The sequence below is a fragment of the Gemmata obscuriglobus genome, from assembly GCF_008065095.1.
GTDB classification, from domain to species: domain Bacteria; phylum Planctomycetota; class Planctomycetia; order Gemmatales; family Gemmataceae; genus Gemmata; species Gemmata obscuriglobus.
Genome location: NZ_CP042911.1, coordinates 7,357,182 through 7,374,942, shown reverse-complemented (window position 1 = coordinate 7,374,942; position 17,761 = coordinate 7,357,182). Strand labels below are relative to the sequence as shown.

Sequence of the window (17,761 nt, the reverse complement as noted above, 5' to 3'; positions counted from 1 at the left end):
CTCGCGGCCATGGGCGCTCTACCCCTGACGTGGTGGGCGCTTTCATCGAGTGTAGTGCCCCGGAACGGTGCCGCTTCCTCGCACTTACGCGCGACTCGACACACGCACTTCAGTAGTTCCAAGTTCCAGGTCCGGCACACGTTCCGGGTCATGCGCGTGCCTTTGGACTTTACGTGGAACGACGGACCTGCTTACCACCACGGCGAACTGAACGGACTGGTTGGGCTCAGGAAACTCGTACCAGAGGTCGATGGTGCGAGCCAGTAGAACCCGGTGCTGCTTGTCGTCGTGGTCGTTGTGGTCGTCGTGGTGGTGGTCGTCGTACTTGTTGTAAGGGTGTCATAGTCGCCCGCGAGCGCCGGGCCGATGGGATCGGTAAGGGCGAGAAGCGTGGCACTGATTTGCAGGGCTTTAAGCGGGGAGCCGTTGGCCGTCGCCCCGGCGATTACCACCGTGTACGTGCCAGGGTGCAGGAAGACTTCGTCGGCGACGGACTGACCGTTTTGGGCCACAAGGGTGAGGACCGCTGCTCCGCTTGCATCGAAGACCGTAAGCCGCGCGCCGGCCCAACCCGGGTCACTCAGGCTCTGCGCAGCGAGCCGGAACTGGAACGCCTGGGTCCGGGTCACCTCGAGCGAGCGGGTGATCTGCGGGGCCGCGCTCGTCAGCGTCGCGGCCGCGAACGACGGGGGCGAAATCGCGGTATCACGGAAATCGATGCCGAGGCTGTACGACTCCCGGCCGGTCCACGCCGCCGGGTCGGCCGCCCGTACCGCGACGAAATAGGCTTGGTTAGGTTGGACGTTCCGGATCTGGACGGCGATCACCTCGCCGTTCTGAACGAGCGCCTCGGCCGCTACCGGTTTGCCGTTCCGGTCGTACACGGTGACGTTCGGCGAAACCCCGCCGTGAGCGGTGTTGACGTACACCACGAGCACCCGGCCCGCGGCCGTGTTCGCTTGCACGCGGTACACGTCCACGTCGCCGGGCGCCCCAAATGTAGCCGTGCCGGCGAAGTCCCAGCGCCGGTCGGTGATGTCGCGGTTCTGTCCCAGGTTCGTCGCGGTCGCGAGCGTGTCGTTGGTGCCGGTTCCGCTCGCCCAGTCGCCCGCGGTGGCGGCGGTGCCGTCGACCCCGACGATCACCGACCCGCCGGCCGTCCCGCGCACGCCGTACAGCCCCTGGACCGCCGACACGTCGCCAGCCGACAGCCCGGGGCGTTGGCCGGTGTACGACTCGTACATCACCGACGCCGGGTCCGCGTTCCCTTCGAGGCCGAGTACGTGTCCGATCTCGTGGAGCACCACGGCCCGCAGGTCGTGGGCGCCGGCCGAGCCGTCGGTGCCGAACACCTTGTTGCTGTTGATGATGATCTCGCCGGCCCACGGGCTGATCAGGTCGAACGGGTTGGAAATCGCGAGCACGTTGTCCGAGAGCGGCCGCGCGGTGATGCGGATGTCGCCGACAAACGGTGACCCCTGGACCGGCCCCGGGGTGCCGAGGGATCGCCCGTCGTCGCGCACGAACGAGACGCTCAGGTTGGTTGGGGCGGCCCAGCTCTGGAACGCGTCGCGGATCGCCCCCTGCCACTCGGCGGCGGTGGCGCGGGCGCCAAGCAGCCGGAACAGGTCGGAGGGCGCGCCGGCCACGTCGGTCCCGTCCGGGGCGAAGCTGACGGTCAGGTTCGTGTCCACCCATGTGTTGCCGAACACGGCGGGGACGGTGCGGTCTTCGAGCGGCGTAACGGCCAGTTTGGCGGTGCGGGTCATGGAGATCCTCTGGGCGTCGGAGAGCTTAGCGGTTCAGATCCTTGAGCGCGGCCACGAGCGCGCCGAACTCAGGGCGGTTACGGATCGGGTCGAGGTCGGGGTCGGCGGCGAGCGTGCGCGCGTCGCGGAACCCGGTGCGGAGCGCCTGCCGGAGCAGCTCGAACGCGCGGCCGGCGTCGGCCGGGGCGGTCGCGGAGGTCAGGGCGTACACCCCCGCGAGCTGGTAAGCGACGTCCGCGGCGTCGGACAGCGTAAGCGCCGTTTCGGCCTCCTTGTGGGCCTCGGCGCGGCGGCCGAATCGGGCCAGCAGCACCGCCCGCCCGGCGCGGGCCGGGGCGTACTCCGGGTACAGTTCGGCGGCCCGCGTCACCAGTTCTAGCGCGCGCTTCGAGTCCTTCCGGTGGTCGGAGTGGACGTGGGCCTGGTTCTGGACGGCCCGGAGCGAGGTCGGGTTGACCCGCTCCGCGGCCTCGAAGTCGCGCAGCGCCGCCGCGGGGTCGGCGGCCAGCCTCGCCAGCCCGCGGGCGATGAACTCGCTCTCGGTCTTCGGCTCGTGCGCGGCGGCCGCGGCGCGGTCCTGTTCGGCCCCCGTGGCGTCGCCGCGGAGCGCCCGCAGTTGCGCGCGGAGCGGGTACACGAGGAGCGGGGAGACGCCCTTCTCGAGCGCGGCCGTGAGGTCCTGCTCGGCCTCCGGGTGCTTGCGCTGCGCGAGCCGCGCGACGGCGCGGTTCCGGTGCGACTCGGCGTGCCCCGGATCGATCGCGAGCGCCAGTGCGAACTCGGCCTCGGCCTCCGGGTGCTTCTGCATGAGCCCGTACACGATCCCGCGGTTGAACGCCGGGCGCGGGTCGCGCGCGAGCAGCGCGTGGGCGGTGTCGTACCGCTCCAGCGCCCGCTGGTACTGGCCGAGCTGCTGGCGGCAGAAGGCGAGCGCGAAGTGGGCGGCGCCGTGCGCGGGGGCGCCGGCGACGGTCCGTTCAAGCGGTCCGGTCGCGGCGCGGAACCGGCCGTCGGCGATCAGGCCGACCGCCTCAAGGTAGTGGTCGCGCGGGTGCCGCGGTTCGGTTGGGGCGGGCGCGGGCTCCCCGTCGAGCCGCGCCCGCTGGGCGAACAGGAACGGGGGAACGGCGTCCGGGGCGAAGCAGCCTTCGGCGAGCCGGTTCAGTCGGAGCGCCTCGCGGAGGGCCGCGGCGCGTTCGTCTTCGGGTAGAGCCCGCGCGTCCTGGGTGCGGGCGTGGGCGAGCAACAGGAGCAGTTCGCCGAGGTCGGCCGCGGCCCCGGGCTTGAACCCGTCCGGCAGGCGGGCGAACGGCTCCGCGTTGCGCCAGTTGTCGTCGCCGGGCAGCCCGAAGGCGGCGAGGTGTCGCTCGGCGGCCGCCCGCCCCCGGGCTCGGCTCGGCGAGTCGCCCGGGGCGGTCAGGTCGAGCCGCAGGGCCGGCATCTGGTTCTGGGCCGCGAGCGCCTGCTCCGCCGCGGCGCGCGCGCGGGTCGCGCCCTCCTGGCGGTAGACCACGACCCCGAACCCCAGCGCCAGCCCCACCACCGCGGCGAGCGCCAGCCGCAGCGCCAGCCACGGGTTCCGCCGGTGCCACTTGCCGAGCCGCTCGACCGGCGAGCGGTCCGGGGCCGACGCGAGCGGCAGGTCGGCGAGCTGGCGGTCGAGGTCGGTTTTGAGTTCGAGGGCGGTCTGGTACCGGTCCGCGGGGCTCGGGGCGAGGAGCTTCCGCACGATCGCATCGACCGCCCGGGGCACGGCCGGGGCTGCGGCCCGGACCGAGGGCACCGTCCGGCGGTTCGCGATGTACTGCTTGAACTCCGACTTCGACATCATGCCCGCGGGGAACGCCTGCTCGGCGGTGAACAGCTCGTAGGCCAGCGCCCCGAGGGCGTACAGGTCCGCGCGCTCGTCGACCGCGTGGCCGGCCCGCGTGTCGATCTCGGCCAGCTGCTCCGGGGCCGCGTACGGGAGCGTCCCCCCGACCGGCCCGCGGGCCGTGGCGGTGGTGTCGTGGGCCAGGTTGAAGTCGAGCAGCATCGGCTCGCCGGTGTCGGCGAGCAGCACGTTCGCCGGCTTGATGTCCAGGTGCAGGATGCCGCGGTGGTGGGCGTGGTCCAGCCCGGCGGCGAGGTCGGACAGCAACCGCAGGACGCGCCGGTGGTCACCGAGCAACCCGTCCCCGGGTGGAGCCGCCGGCAGCATGCGCAGCCCCGCGACCGGGACCGAGCCGGTTCCGGGCTGCGTGGGGCTGCTCCCCGAGTGGGCGAACCGCGTGGGGTGCGACGGGTTACGGTAGCGCTCCGCGCGCAACACGTCGGCCAGGGTGGTGCGCCCCAGGTAGGGCATGCAGATGAGTTCGTGCGGCGGCGCGCTGTGGACCGAGTGGATGGGGACGACGTTCGGGTGCTGGAGCCGGCCCAGCCGGTCGGGCTCCGGGGTCGGCGTGCTGGTGACCTTGAGCACCACCAGCCGGCCCGCGATCGCCTCCTGTTCGGCCAGGAACACCTGGGCGAACGTCCCCTTGCCGAGGAACTCGACGAGGGTGAACCCGAGGACGTGATCGCCCGGGCGCCACTCGCGCCGCGTGGTCGCACCGCCCACGGCCGGATCGAGCGAGTCCCACACCGCCGTTTTCGGGTTCTCGCAGTCGGTGCCGACGGCCGGGCCGGGCTGGAACTGGGCACTCATGTGCGGGCGGGTCCGTTACTGTATCGAGGGCCGAGCGGCCGAATTCCGTTCGGAGTCACAACCCGTTCCGGTCGCTCGATAATTCATCGAGTGCGCGAGGCACACAAACAGGCCTCGCTCGTCGGGACGTGCCGGTTGCTCGGATTATACCGCACGCGGTCGCGCCCCAACGCGCGACTGTCGGGGTGTCTCACGGATTTACGGATAATCGCTTCATCGATTCGGGAAGGACGGGAAAATTTCGCGTGCGGGCGCGACGGCCACGAAATAGGCGTGTACGGTACCGTACTTTTACGGCCCGTGGCGGTAAACGATCGCGGGCCGTGTTCGGCTGAACACGGCCCGCGGTCTTCGGATGGGTGTCGTCGGCTGGTCGGTCAGTCACGCCGCGATTGAGGCGCGGGCTTGGCCGGCGCGTCCAGAAGTTTGCGCCAGGCGGCGGCCGTCGGCGCGGTGTCTTTTCCGGTCAGCTCGCGCAGCGCCGCCAGTGCGGCCTTGTGGTACGGCGACAGCACGCCGGGCTCCTTCGACGTGAGCTTCTCGCGGTACGCGCCGGCCTCCTCGTCGCTCACGACGCGCTCGCGGACGAAGAAGTCGAACCGCTGCTGGTCGGGCCACGGCAGCGCGTCGGGCACCGTGAGCCGGGCCGAGAAGTCTTGCCGCAGGTACGTCACGTCGATGCGCACCATCAGGTCGGGCGACGACTGCCGGTACCCCTGCGAGGGGGAGGGGAGCGGCTCGCCCGGGACCGGCACCTCGGCGGTGACGTCGGACGCGGCGGACACGCCGCTGGTGCCCGGGGCGTGGCACATCATGCAGTTCCGGTGGTGGTTCACCTTCACCATCTCGCGCACGAACTGCGCCTTGCCGTTCTTCCGCGCCTGCGGCAGCCGCGGGTCCTCCTCGTCGAGCACGGCGACCAGTTCGCCGGTGAGGTCGGCGCGCTCCAGCCGGGCGATGGCGTCGGCGGCGCGCCGGGCGACCGCCGGGAACGGGTACCGCAGCGCCTTCACGAGCACGTCGGTGTAGTCCTTCTCGCGGCGCACCTTGAGCGCGTCGACGGCGGCGAACCGCAGGTCGTCTTCCGGTGAGAAGACGGCGAGCCGCGCGAGCGCCCGGGTCGCTTCGACGTGCGGCACCCCGGTGAGGTGCTTCACCAGCCCGGCCCGCATCTCAGCCGTTTCGGGCGCGAGCATCTGCGTCAGCGCCGCGATGCGGGCCACCGTGAAATGCTCTTTGAGGGCCTTGTCGCTCCGCGGGGCGGCCTCGTCCTGTTGCTCGCAGAGGGCGTTGTAGTTGGTCCAGAAGGCCCGCCCGCTGCCGCCGGATTGCATCGCGCGGCGGACGAGCGCGACGGCCGCGGCGAAGTGCGCGGCGCGCTCCGGCCCGCTCCGGCAGTCGTCGCCCATGACGAACGGCATGCCGGCGAGGTCCGCGCGGCTCTCGATCAGCGCACCCATGAACGCGTCGGCCTTCTTGGCGTTCATGTGGCTGATCTTGGCCAACTGGTGCGCGGTGCGCTCCGTCATCTTGCCGTGATCGGCGGGCTGGTCGGCGCGGGCCTCGAACTCGACCTCGGGCACCTTGTTCAGGTCGTCCGCGAGGAGCGGCCCCCGCGCCGGTGCGGCCTTCGGCGCGACCGGTAACAGGTCCTTCACCGGGGTGTTGGGATCGATCTTGAAGCTGAACCGCGGTCCGGCCGGCCGCCCCGGTATGGGAATGAACGACTGCTGCCCGAACACGGTGCCGACGTTCGGTGCGGGTGGCGCTGGCACCGGTTGCGGCAGCGCCGGGAGGACGAGTTGCGGCGGTTGGGCGGCCTGTTCCTGTGCGAAGGCGGTTCCCGAAACCAGCAGTGTGCCCGCGGCGAGCGCGGCGAACAGCGAACTCCGGCGGCAGATCATCGACGGTCCCTCCTGGAGCGCCCCGCCTCGTGCGGGCGAGGTGGGACGATCTTACCCGGGACGGAGCGACTACCACAAGCCTGAGCCGAAAAATTGCGCGCCGGTTCGCGTTGCCGAGCGGAAGTCTGATCCGCGCTCCAGTTGGTGCGCGCCGGCACCGTGCTTTTGCCGGGGCCCGGGCCTCTGGCCCGCTTGACGCATGCGGTTCGGTTCGGCTTGGCGTGTACCCGAGGCTCACTTCGGGCGCGTACCGGCGGGCCAGAGGCCCGCGCCTCGGCAAAGGCACGACCCTATCGGAGGTCGCCGCGCTGCGCGACGAGCGCGGGGACGGTCCGGTCCTCGAGTTGCTCAACCGTGGGGCGGAACGGCATCGGTGGGAACCTCCGGGTGCGGTCGAGCCCGGTGCGGGTGTTCGGCCCGCCCGGGAAGCTTGCGGTTACGGGCTCAAAGGCGGGACCGGGCGCGCTTCCCGTTCATTGCAGGCTATTTCAGTTTCGAGCTGGCGAGCGGGCGCCGGGCGCGAAATTCGTCGCAGCATCCACGCCCGCGCAGCCAACTTCGCACCGGCGCAGGATAATTGCGTCCGGCGCAAAACTAGAGATTTGATGATAACGTAGGTGATGTGGTGATGGGTGAGGGGAGAAGTGGGCATGCGCTCAGGAACGGGGCATTGCGGAGTTACGGCACCGATGTGGCAGGTTCAACCTGATATGATACCGGCACGTCGTTATGACCGGCGTAGCCGCGACTCGTGTGAGGTCTCGATGATCTGTCGCCCGTTGGTGTTATTTCTACTCGTTCTCGTTACCACGGCAGGGTGCAAGCGGCGGGCGGACCCGCCCGCACCCGAGTCACAAGCGGGCGTCCCGGCCGCCGCCCCGTCCGAACCGGCGGCCGCTTCGCGCGGGGACGGGAAAGAACAGCGCGACCGCACCGGCCGGCGGCCCGCGCCGGACGACGCGGCCGAGGACGTCCCGCCGCTCCCCCCGCGCAAGCGGCCCACGCTCGCGAGCGCCTCGATGCCCTTCGACGCCAAGACGCTCGCGGCACAGACCCGCAACCGGGTGCCGGTCTGGCTGGACGGCGACCCGGCCACCCGCGTGTTCGACCCCAGGCAACTGGGGGCCGTTCGGGAGCCGCTTCTCGGCTGGGGGCTGGGGGGGGAGCACCTTTTGACCGCGCTCCGCGCGGTCGCGCCGACCGACCGGCCGTTCGGGCTGTTGATCGGGGGCGAGTCGAATGAGTTCGAACTCGCTGAGATCGCCAAGATCGATAACGTTACGTACATTGGTTTAAGTAGTTCGAGGGACACCGGGGCCAAGCTGAGGGCGCTGGCCGCGGCCAAGGGCCTCACGCACCTCGACCTCTCGTTCTCGCGGGTGGGGGACGACGACCTGAAGCTGCTGGCGGCGTTCCCGAAACTCAAGTCGCTCCGGCTCGAGCGGACGCAGGTCACCGACGCGGGGATGAAGCACCTGGCCGCGGTCGAGGGGCTGGAGGCGCTCGACCTGAGCCGGCTGCGGGTCACCGACGCGGGGCTCAAGGAGCTGGCCGGGCTCAAGAACCTCCGCGCGCTGACCCTGCTCTTCACTCAGGTCACCGGGGCCGGGCTCCGGCCGTTCGCCGGCGCGGGGCTCACGCACCTCGCCCTCTCGGGGTCCAAGGTGAAGGCGGCCGACGTCGCGGACGTCGTCGCGTGCCGGGCGCTGGCGGCGCTCGCCGTGGAGGGGCGGTGGCCGGCCGACGCGGTGGCCCAACTGGCCGGGCTCCCCGAGCTCCGGTCGCTCCACTTCCAGTCGGACCTGCTCGACGGCAAGGTGCTGGCCGAGCTGTCGGGGGCCTCGAAGCTCGAGGCCGTCCACCTGGCGACGGTCACCGACGACGCGCTGGCCGGGCTGCGCCGCGCGGGCAAGCTCCACACCATCCCCCAGGCGCGGGCGGAGCGGGGCCGGCCGGCCGGTCCCGACGAGGTGGTGCACCTCGACCTGTCCGGGCAACCGGTGACGGGCGCCGGGCTCAAGGAGCTGACCGTTTTTCGGAACCTGGACACCCTCGTGCTCCGGAACACCCGGGTCGCGGGCGGGATCGGCGCGCTGGCCGACCTGCGAAAGCTGTCCGCCCTCACGCTGCCCCTGTACGGCGGGGACGACCGCGCAGTCACGCCGGCCGAGATGCGCCGGCTCGCTGCCCTCGACACGCTCGAGGAGCTGCACCTGCACGGGGTGCTCGTCCCCGGGATGGCCCGCGCGGTCGCGTCCATCCCGAACCTCACGACCCTGTCCGGGACGTTTCAGGACACGGACCTGCGCGAGTTCCCGGCCCTCAAACACTTGCGCGCCCTGATGACCGGCGGCGCCGGGATCACCGACGAGGGCGCGTGGGACGTGGCCCGGATGAAGCGGCTGGAGTGCGTGAGCCTGTCGGACACGCGGCGGCTGACGGACGCCGGCGCCCGGGACCTGGCGGCGCTGCCGAACTTGAAGCACCTGTGCCTCTCGCGGACGGGGGTCACGGACGAAGGGGTCCAGGTGCTGGCGGGGGTGAAGACCCTGCGCACCCTGTGGCTGAGCGAGATCAAGGTGGGGCCGGCCGGGGTCGCGGCCCTGGGCCGGCACCCGGGCCTCGTCGCGCTCGACCTGTCCGGCGCCCCAAGGGGGGAAGCCGAGCCGCTGGCGGGCATCACGACCCTCGAGTACCTGAACCTGGCGGGCGCGCTCACCGGCGAGCGGACCCTGGCGGCCCTTGCTAAGCTCCCGCACCTCCGGGTGCTGCACCTCGGCGCCGGCCCGGCCCCGCCGTTCCCCCCCCGCTGCGAGGTCCTCACGGGCAACGCCCCGATGCGGTGGCCCGACAGCCCCCTCGTGAGGAAGTAGCTGTGACGCGTGCGCGTGTGCTCCCCGTTCTCGTGCTCCTGTGGTGCGGGTGCGGCCGCCCGGCGGTTCCGGGCGGCGACCCGGCGGCCGTACCGGGCGACGCCACGCCGGCCGCGCCCGCCCCGCACCGGCGCGCCGATCCCCCGCCGATCCCCCCGGAGGTCGCGCGGGCCTGGGGGTTCGTTTCCCCCGGGTGGATCGAGGCGGACGTGCTGACGAGTGGCATGACCCTCCGACCCAACGAGCGGGCCGGGTACGCCCTCCCCGTTCAGGGGTTCAAGCACACCGGCACGAGCAAGCTCGCCGGCCGCCCGGTGGTGCCGGTGCCGTTCGGGCTCAGCCTGGCGCACCACGACGTGACGGACCAGAAGCTGGCCGAACTGGCCGGGCAGCCGAACCTCGTGGTCCTGCGCCTGAACGGTGCGTCCATCACCGACGCCGGGCTGAAGCACCTCGCGGCGCTCGACGGGCTCAGCGCCCTGTCGCTCCACGGCACGTCCCGCGGGGCCACCAGCGCGGGCTCGTACCGCGGGATCACCGACGCGGGTCTGAACGAGCTGCGGGCGATCAAGGGCTTGACGGACCTGAGCCTCGGCGGGATCGAGGTGACCGACGCGGGCGCCCGGACGCTGGCCACGATGCCACAGCTCCGGGTGCTCGGGCTGGAGGGGACCAAGATAACGGACGCCGCGCTAGAGAACCTCGCCCCGCTGACGGAACTCACGGAAATCGACCTTACCTTCACCAAGGTGACGGACGCCGGCCTGAAGCACCTGGCCCGGTTCAAGAAGCTGACGCGGGTCCGGCTGAGCTCGACCGCGGTGACGGACGCGGGGGTGCGCGAGCTGGCCGCGCTCCCGGAGCTGACGGACCTTGACCTCTCGTACACGAAGGCGGGCGACGGAGGGGTGACCGCGCTGGCCGCCGCGCCGAACCGGCTCACGTCCGTCTCGCTGGAGAAGACGCGGGTCGGTGACGAGGGGGCGAAGGCGCTGGCGGCAGCGCCGGGCCTGACCCGCCTGAACCTGGGGTACACGCGGGTGGGCGACGACGGGGTGAGCGCGCTGGCGGCGGCGCCGAACCTGACCGGCCTGACGCTGGTGGCGACGCGGGTGACGGACGACGGGGTGCGGAGCCTGTTCGCGTGCCGAAAGCTGGCGTACGTCGAGTTGCGGGAAACCGAGGTGACCGACGGGGCGATACGGGAGCTGCTCAAGGCGCGGCCCGGTTGCCGGTTACGGTCGTGGTAGCCCCGCGCCGCCCCGCCGGCCTCCGGGCCGCCGCGCTCGCGTCTGATGCCGGAACCGATCCGTTACCACCCGTCGCTCCCGCAACGCGACCGAATCGGGTGCCGTGACGCACCGGACGCGGTTTGAAGAGGGGGCATGTTCCGCAAGCTGCTGCCCCCGGTGGTCGTGCAGGCGTCCCTGATCGCCGCTGGCGAGTGGTTGCGCGCCAACGGCTCGGACCGTTCGCTTTCCGCTGCGGAACTGGAGGCCCACCTGCGGAGTCGGTTCGAACTCCGGGAGCTGACGCTCGACCCGCAGCCGAACGGGCGGTTTGAAGGAACTGGCGTGGGCAACAAAGGGGAACGTTACCGTTTCTCCGCCACGCAAACGAGCGCCACCCGCACCGTCGTGACCGAGTACAAGGGGACCAGTGGGGCCGATACCGGTTACACGTCGTTGGCCTTCTCCACCACGTTCTCCGACAACCGCCGCAACTACCTCCTGTTGGCGTTCGGTTGTCTCATCTCCGTGGGCAAAGTGCTCCGAGACGTTTCTCGCTCGGGGGCACTGAGGAGCGATTCGGGTTCGATATGAGAGGCACATGGGCTGCTCTGTACGGCCGATCGCTCATTTCGCACGCGGGTTGCGCAGGAAGTAGAACCGACCATCCTCGGCTCCCCCCAGGAAGTCGGGCACGCCGTCCGCGCCGAAGTCGGCGACGGCCGGGCTGACGTCGTGCCCTTCAATGTTCCGCTGCGCCAGCGCGCCGGCGTTCTTGAACACCCAGGTGCCGTTCTTCTCGCCGACCTGTTGAAACAGGTCGGCGTTGGCGGAGTTGAGGAGCAGGTCGAACTTGCCGTCGCCGTCCCAGTCGGTCACGCACAGCTTGCGGCGTCCGCTTTTACCGGCCGTGTTCGGGTTCAGGCGCAACGGGGCGCCGTCCTCGGACACGAACGCGCGCCGCGGCGGGAGCAGCACCAGTTTGCCGTCGCGCTTCGCCCGCTCGAAGAACGCCAGATAGCCCTCGGTGTCGAGTACCGCGAGGTCGGGGAGGCCGTCGCGGTTGAAGTCGTGCGCCACGGGTGTTGTGCGCCACTGCGTCAGGAGGGCATTGCCCTGCGGCTTGCGCCAGCCCCACGCGAGTGCGGGTTGCGGCTTGTCCTTCGCCCACTCGACTTCGACCGGCTGCGGGGCGCTCAACTTGGGCTGCTTGAGCGTGCCGACGTTCTTCAGCCACACGACTTCGCCGAGGATGCTGTTGAGAACGATGTCGGGCAGTCCGTCGGCGTCCCAGTCGGCGACGCTGAACGTGGTGTAACCCCACTTCGCCTCCGCCGGCCCCTGGATGCTCCCGTTCGGGCCGGCCGTGATCCGGAACGGCTTGCCGCCCACCTCGAGGCGCTTCGGCGCGGCCCATTTGGGTTCTGCGGCTCCCGGCCCGCTCAGGTTCTCGAAGAACTCGATGTACCCCGCCGTGTTGCCGCTCAGGATGTCGAGGTCGCCGTCGCCGTCCCAGTCGAACGTGACCGGCGTGGCGAGCGCGCCGCACTTCAGCGCGTCGGCTTCCTGCCGGAAGTACACCGGCGCGGCGAATACCGGGGTGCGGTCGTCGGCGAGTTTCCCGGTGTTCTCGATCAGCGCGACGCGGCCGTCCTCGTCGCCGACGATCAGGTCCAGGTCGCCGTCGCGGTCCCAGTCGAAGGCGATCGGCACGATCATCTGGAGGTCCATCGTCAGCGGGGCGCCCTTCGCGTCCTTCAGCCGCTTGCCCGCGGCGTACTTGGGCTTGGTGCGCGTGCCGACGTTCTCGAAGTAGGTGAACCCGTCCAGGAACTCGCCGCACAGCAGGTCCAAGTCGCCGTCCCCGTCGAAGTCCGCGAAGTTGGGCGACGGGCACCCGAACGTGTCCAGCACCTTCCCGCCGGCCTCGACGCGGAACGGCTCCGCGACCTTGCCGTCCTGGGCGAGGAACACGAACACGAACCCGTGCAGCGGGCCGTTCTGCCACTCGCCGCGGGCGCTGTACGCGTCGTCCCACCCGTAAAAGCTCCAGTCCTCAATGCCAACGACGAGGTCGAGCTTCCCGTCGCCGTCGTAGTCGGCGTAGCGCCACTGGTTGTGGCGCACCTTGGGGCCTTTGGTCTGCTTCCCTTCTGGCTTGTAGAAGTTCTTCGCCACCGGCAGCGGGCGCTTCTCGGCGAGCCCCTTGGTGATGAAGTTGGGGTGCTCGGTGCCGGGCGTCAGGACGCGGACCCCGCCGCCGGCGTAGCTGGGCATGACGTAGTGGGCGGCGGGGCTCAGCTTGCGTGCGGGCTTGAACACGGGGAACTTGTTCTTCGCGGTGTCGCCGGTGACGTTCTCGAACAGCCAGACGCCGTTGGACGGCTTGTCGGGGCACGACACGATGAGGTCGTAGTCGCCGTCCCCGTCGGCGTCGCACGGCACCGGCCACGCCCACAGCCCGACGCCGAGGTCCGTCACGAGGCCGGGGTGGTTGTACTTCAGCGGTTCGAGCCCGTCGGCCCGGGCCGCGCCCGGGGCCAGTGCGAGAACGAGGAGCGCGAGTCGCGTGCGCATGAGTGCCCCGGGTGTGGTGGCGTTCCGTTACTGTGGCTTGCCGAGGGCGGCCCGCTTGCCGTGAACGAACACGAGGTGTTCGTCGATGTGGTTAATGTAATCACCCACGAGCTGGCCGAGCGAAACGGTGCCGCGGCGGTTGTGCTGGCCGGTGCGGGCGAACGCCGCGTCCGGGAGCCGGCGCAGCACCCGTGCCCACTGCCGGCGGCCCACTTCGAGCAGGGTGAGGGCGTCTTCGAGGCTCTGGTCGTGCGTGAACAACTGATCGACGTAGGCGGTCTCGTTGGCGTAGAGCAGCGGCGGGTTGTCCTCGGTGAGGATGCGCTTCATCCGGTCGATGCTGATGGCGTCGCTGTCGGCGATGTGAACGACCACCTCCAGAACGGACCACTTCCCGGGGCCGGGGCGGGCGGTCAGCTCCGCGTGCGTGAGACCCGCGACGGCGGCGCGGAGCCGGGCGGGGGCGTGCTCGTACTGGTCGATGAGGTTCCGGTCCATGACGTTCCCAGTGGGTCCGAGTTTCGGGGCCAATTTTCAGGAGCCCGGGAAACCGTGCGAGGTTCGCACCCGAGCCGTCTGCGGACGGTGCGTTCGCGCGCCCGGGGGGGCACCAGTTGCGTACTTGATTGCAGTAGTTCCAAGTTCCAGGCTAAACGAACGGCGCACGCATGGAGTGGGTGCCGCGGTGTGCCCGCTCGAACCCGTGTTGGGTCGAGTTGATGCGCTGGCGTTTCAGTGGGGCGTTAGCGACGGGAACTGATTCGATCGAGCTGTGGACGGCCGGCGTTTCGTGTTATCTTGAGCGCATAAAGGATTTAAGGGAGGGGGCATATGGAACTTCCCGTACTCGTGTCGCCGCAACAGGTCGGGTTTCGCGCGTCGGCGGGCAGTCCGTTTGATCTCACCGCCGACGGTTCCACACCAGACGAGGCTGTGGACGCGCTTCGCTCGCTGATCGCCGCGCGGCTCCACAGCGGGCAAGTCCGCGCGGTGACGGTTACGGACGCAACCGCGGTTGTCGACGCCGCGCGGAAGGTGGGCGAGAGCCCGCTGTTCGAGGACTGGGCGCGCGAGGTTGAGGAGTATCGGCGGCAGAACAACACCGTGCCGGCCGCCGGGTGATGGCGCTTTACTTGCTCGACACCACCACCCTGACCTTGCTCCAGCGGCGGCACACCCGGGTTACGGCCGCGGTCGTCGCACACGCGACCGATACCCTTGGGGTGACCACCGTGAACGTGGAGGAGGTGGTTGGTGGGTGGTTCGCGCTTCTCCGCCGAGCCAAGACGACTACCCAGGAAGGGCAAGCGGCCCAGGCGCTCGCGGATGCGATGGGGTTGCTCGCTCGGTTCGCCGTGCTCCCGACGACCGAGGCCGCGCTCGATCGCTTCGATCGACTCGTCAAGCTGAAGCTGAACGTTGGTAAGATGGACCTGAAGATGGCAGCCGTTGCGCTTGAGGTCGGCGCGACGGTTGTTACCAACAACGCACGCGACTTTGCCCGTGTTCCCGGCCTGTCGTGGGAAGACTGGGCCGTTTGATCAGTTACCCTTTGCCCAGCACCAGATCGACCACCCAACACCCGCGCGCGTGCGGTCCCTCACCGCGGCAGTGGCTCAGGATGTCGTCCGAGTCGCAGCCCGCATCTTGGAGCGCGTCGGCCAGAATCGGCATCGCGCCGAAGTCACGCGACTCGTACATCTGCGCCGCAAGAGCGATAGTAGTGCCGGTGCGCCAGGCGGGTGAGAACGTGACCGGGCGGAACGGGTTGCCGAAGATGTCGCGGAGAATGGGGGTGGAATCTTGTCCCCGGCCCGCGCTCCAGTCGCGGGGGCAGGGCCATGCGAAGTGCTGGCTGTAAGCCAGCCAAGTGATAGCCTCAAGGCGTTCAGGGGTGAGGCGCGCGGCGGCATCGTTCGCGTCGGACGGCTTGGAATAGCCTGCGTCGATCAAGTAACGCTCGTAGTCTTCAAACAACTTGTTCGGAAAGTGCTTCGTTATTCCGTCGCCGAGCGCACTGAAATAAACGCCTTCCGCGAGGTACTCCAGTGGGCAGGCCAGTTGCGCCTCCACGTCTTCACCGTCGGCCTGGCGCTCGGCGAGTTCGGTCAGCACTTGGCTGAGCCACGGCAACTCGTCCCACACCTCGCGCACCAAGGCCGCGCGGTAGAGTCGCGCTTTGCGCTCCGGGTTTTTGGCCCAGTGCAGCGCCGAGCGCATCATCTCACCGGCGCTGTGCCCCTGTTCCCAGCGCTTGCGCAAGATCACGGCTCACCTCGGCTTGGCCTGCTGGAGGTGCAGCGCGACCTTCGCCGCGACCGCCTCGCCCTGTTCCACGCAGTCGGCCATCGCGACCCCGCGGTACGAGTTGCCCGTCAGGAACAGCCCCGGGTGGCGCGACGCCAACTCGTCGATCCGCGCGACGCGGTCGAGGTGCCCCAGCACGTACTGCGGGATTGCGTTGGGCCAGCGCACGACCTTCTTGAACACGGGCGCGCCGGTCACGCCCATCGCCAGCGTGATTTCCGCGTGGACCGCCTTTACCAGTTGCTCGTCCGGCCAGTCGATCTGCTCCGCCCGGTGAACGCCGCCGCACAGCGCCCGCCACAGCACGAACCCCTGCGGGGCGCGGTCCGGGAAGATCGACGAGCACCACTGCACGCCCAGCAAATCGCGCCGGGTGTTCTGCGGGGCGATGTACCCGAACCCGTCGTGCTTCCCGGGGCAGTGCTCCGCCCGGTAGCCCAGCGCCACCACCGCGATCCGGTTGTACGGGATCGCCGCCATTTCCGCGCTCAGTTCGGGGCTGATGTCCGACACGATCCCGGCCTGCTCGTAGGACGGGCACGCCAGCACCACCGCGTCCGCGGACCACGTGTACCCCGACTGCCCGTGAACGGTCCACGGCGCCACGCCCGCCGCCTCGGACACCGCTTCGACCCGGGTGCCGCAATGCAACCCGCCGCCGACCTGTGCGGCCAGGGCGTCCACCAGCACCTGCAACCCGTCGCGGAACGACCACATCCGCATCGGGCCGGGCGGCGGCTGGTTGTTGGCTTTCGCGTCCTCTTTCCGCTTCTTGGCGGCGCGCATGAAGCCGCGGACGATGCTGCCGGCGTCGCGCTCCATGACCGGCAACCGGGGAAACGCGGCGGACACGCTGAGCATGGCCGGATCGCCGCCGTGAATGCCGGTCACGAGCGCGTCGGCGAACACGTTTGCCGCTTCCGAACCGGCGCGCCGCGTGACGAACTCCTGAATCGTCTCCTCGTGTTTCGGCGGCGGCGTTTTGCGCCACGGTTCGGCCAGGAGCTGCCATTTGCCGCGGAGGGACAGGAGGGACGTGGTGAGGAGCCCGAGCGGGCCGCCCGGCAGCTTGCGCAACTTGTTGCGGAGGAAGACGTAGCGGTTCTTGCGGCTGCCGTCGCTGGCCGCGATCTCTTGGTCCGCCAATCCCAGATCGCGCACGAGGTTGGGGAGGGCGGGCGTGCGGTCGAGGTAGCCGTTCGGGCCGTGCTCGACGCGGAACCCGCGGTCCGACTCGGTGTGAATGTTCCCGCCCGGCCGGTCCCGCGGTTCCAGCACGGTCACCGCCGTGCCGGGGGAGAACTGCTTCAGCCGGAGGGCGACCGTAAGGCCGGACAGCCCCCCACCGACGACAACAACGTGGGGCATTCAGTGCGTCCTCACCCGGCCGCACCGGCCGCCCGCCGGGTCGGAGCCCGGCACCGACGACAGCGGCCTTGCCGTCCTTGATACCGAATCGACCGCCGTCAGCCAGACTCGCAACGCGAGCCCGCTCCCGGGATTGTCAAGCGTCCGCTTGCGTCAGGCCGTTGCCCTGGGACCTTCCGGAATCGGCCGCCATAGGCGCCCACGGTAGTAGTTACGACCGCTCGCGATGGGACACACGCGGGCCGCTTTGAGGCAGCGCGTGCCAGTACACGCCAACTTCGCCGACCGCTCGAAGGCGGTCACCCCTCGGGCGCCGCTGGCACCGGATCGCCGAATGCTCCGAACTGACGAGCGAGCAGCACGCAGTACAACACGAGGAGGATGACCGCCGCAACCTTGTTCCCGATTCCCCACACCTTCAATTTGCCGTTCGCGTCTCGCTTCCTGGAGTACACGTTGCCGGTCAAGACGAGGATGCAAACGGCCACGAGCGCGAAGCCGAAGAAAATGCCGCCGAGCGTCATGAGGCTGACGTGTGGCGACTTGCGATACCACGGCACATCATCGTATCGCTCGTACATGAGGCCGCTCCTTCCTCGCCCGGCCCCGCTCCTAACGGCGTCGCGGGCGCCGCGGCCGTGTCGGACAGGACCAGCGCCACACACCCGACGACCGCCAGCACGAACCAGTTGGCCACGCAGAACGTGGCTCCGGACAGGGCGTTGTTGAACCGCCACTCGAACCCCTCGGCTTGCCGGTCCAGAGCATCTACCCAGGACAAGCCCGCCATTGTCGCGGAGCCCGCGACCGCGACCAACCCGGCCGCCGCCCGCCGACGGCCGACACCGGCGGCCACCGCGACGCCCGCCGCGTGCGGCCCGACCAGCAGCAGCTTACCAGCCGGCTCCGCGGTGCCGAGGTCCGCCAGCCCGTACACCCCAACGGTGCCACACGCGAGGGCAAAGAACCACAGCCACCGCCCGAGACTTCGAAACATCGGCACCTCCGTGACCTCCAACGCCGCCCTCACACGATGAGCGGTGCGTCC

At 70.2% G+C, this 17,761-nt stretch carries 14 protein-coding genes; 5 read left to right on the top strand and 9 right to left on the bottom strand.

Features of this window, described 5'->3' with window-relative positions:
• Positions 1–191 precede the first annotated feature (191 nt).
• The 3 genes from GobsT_RS30425 to GobsT_RS30415 form a co-directional block, all read right to left on the bottom strand.
• Positions 192–1,769 carry a matrixin family metalloprotease gene (locus GobsT_RS30425; RefSeq protein ID WP_010041226.1) on the bottom strand — a complete coding sequence of 526 codons (1,578 nt, stop codon included), beginning with the start codon at positions 1,767–1,769 and terminating at the stop codon, positions 192–194.
• Positions 1,770–1,794: 25 nt separating this feature from the next.
• Positions 1,795–4,455, bottom strand: coding sequence for a protein kinase domain-containing protein (locus tag GobsT_RS30420; protein WP_010041228.1), 2,661 nt, complete (start codon positions 4,453–4,455; stop codon positions 1,795–1,797).
• Positions 4,456–4,832: 377 nt separating this feature from the next.
• Complete coding sequence (locus GobsT_RS30415) at positions 4,833–6,359, bottom strand: hypothetical protein (protein WP_010041230.1); 1,527 nt, start codon at positions 6,357–6,359, stop codon at positions 4,833–4,835.
• 764 nt (positions 6,360–7,123) lie between these two features.
• Between GobsT_RS30415 and GobsT_RS30410 the strand changes: the two genes are divergently transcribed.
• The 3 genes from GobsT_RS30410 to GobsT_RS30400 all read left to right on the top strand — a co-directional run bounded on the left by GobsT_RS30410 (position 7,124) and on the right by GobsT_RS30400 (position 11,055).
• Positions 7,124–9,232, top strand: coding sequence for a leucine-rich repeat domain-containing protein (locus tag GobsT_RS30410; RefSeq protein ID WP_010041235.1), 2,109 nt, complete (start codon positions 7,124–7,126; stop codon positions 9,230–9,232).
• Between the two features lie 2 nt (positions 9,233–9,234).
• On the top strand, positions 9,235–10,482 hold the full coding sequence (locus GobsT_RS30405) for a leucine-rich repeat domain-containing protein (RefSeq protein ID WP_033198465.1): 1,248 nt from the start codon (positions 9,235–9,237) through the stop codon (positions 10,480–10,482).
• Between the two features lie 135 nt (positions 10,483–10,617).
• Positions 10,618–11,055: a hypothetical protein gene (locus GobsT_RS30400; RefSeq protein WP_010041239.1), complete on the top strand. Its 438-nt coding sequence runs from the start codon at positions 10,618–10,620 to the stop codon at positions 11,053–11,055.
• 33 nt (positions 11,056–11,088) lie between these two features.
• Here GobsT_RS30400 and GobsT_RS30395 read toward each other — a convergent pair whose 3' ends face one another.
• Together GobsT_RS30395 and GobsT_RS30390 are read right to left on the bottom strand one after the other, a co-directional pair.
• Entirely contained in the window at positions 11,089–13,038 is a 1,950-nt protein-coding gene (locus GobsT_RS30395; RefSeq protein ID WP_010041244.1) for an FG-GAP repeat domain-containing protein, read from the bottom strand.
• A gap of 27 nt (positions 13,039–13,065) precedes the next feature.
• Positions 13,066–13,536 carry a DinB family protein gene (locus GobsT_RS30390; RefSeq protein ID WP_010041245.1) on the bottom strand — a complete coding sequence of 157 codons (471 nt, stop codon included), beginning with the start codon at positions 13,534–13,536 and terminating at the stop codon, positions 13,066–13,068.
• 333 nt (positions 13,537–13,869) lie between these two features.
• Here GobsT_RS30390 and GobsT_RS30385 point away from each other — a divergent pair, with 333 nt between their 5' ends.
• Both GobsT_RS30385 and GobsT_RS30380 read left to right on the top strand, forming a co-directional pair.
• Complete coding sequence (locus GobsT_RS30385) at positions 13,870–14,160, top strand: hypothetical protein (RefSeq protein ID WP_010041254.1); 291 nt, start codon at positions 13,870–13,872, stop codon at positions 14,158–14,160.
• Complete coding sequence (locus GobsT_RS30380) at positions 14,160–14,579, top strand: type II toxin-antitoxin system VapC family toxin (RefSeq protein ID WP_010041257.1); 420 nt, start codon at positions 14,160–14,162, stop codon at positions 14,577–14,579. The genes GobsT_RS30385 and GobsT_RS30380 overlap by 1 nt, the downstream gene beginning before the upstream one ends.
• A 4-nt stretch (positions 14,580–14,583) precedes the next feature.
• Here GobsT_RS30380 and GobsT_RS40075 read toward each other — a convergent pair whose 3' ends face one another.
• From GobsT_RS40075 to GobsT_RS30360, 4 genes are all read right to left on the bottom strand, one after another.
• Entirely contained in the window at positions 14,584–15,306 is a 723-nt protein-coding gene (locus tag GobsT_RS40075) for a hypothetical protein (RefSeq protein ID WP_010041259.1), read from the bottom strand.
• A 3-nt stretch (positions 15,307–15,309) separates the two neighbouring features.
• Positions 15,310–16,713 (bottom strand): protoporphyrinogen oxidase, encoded by a 1,404-nt coding sequence (gene hemG / locus GobsT_RS30370; protein ID WP_010041261.1) that lies wholly within the window; start codon positions 16,711–16,713, stop codon positions 15,310–15,312.
• Between the two features lie 299 nt (positions 16,714–17,012).
• The gene (locus tag GobsT_RS30365) at positions 17,013–17,294 is read right to left on the bottom strand and encodes a hypothetical protein (RefSeq protein ID WP_148087929.1); all 282 of its coding nucleotides are present in this window, start codon (positions 17,292–17,294) and stop codon (positions 17,013–17,015) included.
• Positions 17,234–17,710 (bottom strand): hypothetical protein, encoded by a 477-nt coding sequence (locus GobsT_RS30360; RefSeq protein ID WP_148087928.1) that lies wholly within the window; start codon positions 17,708–17,710, stop codon positions 17,234–17,236. Before GobsT_RS30360 ends, GobsT_RS30365 begins: the two co-directional genes overlap by 61 nt.
• Between the last annotated feature and the right edge of the window lie 51 nt (positions 17,711–17,761).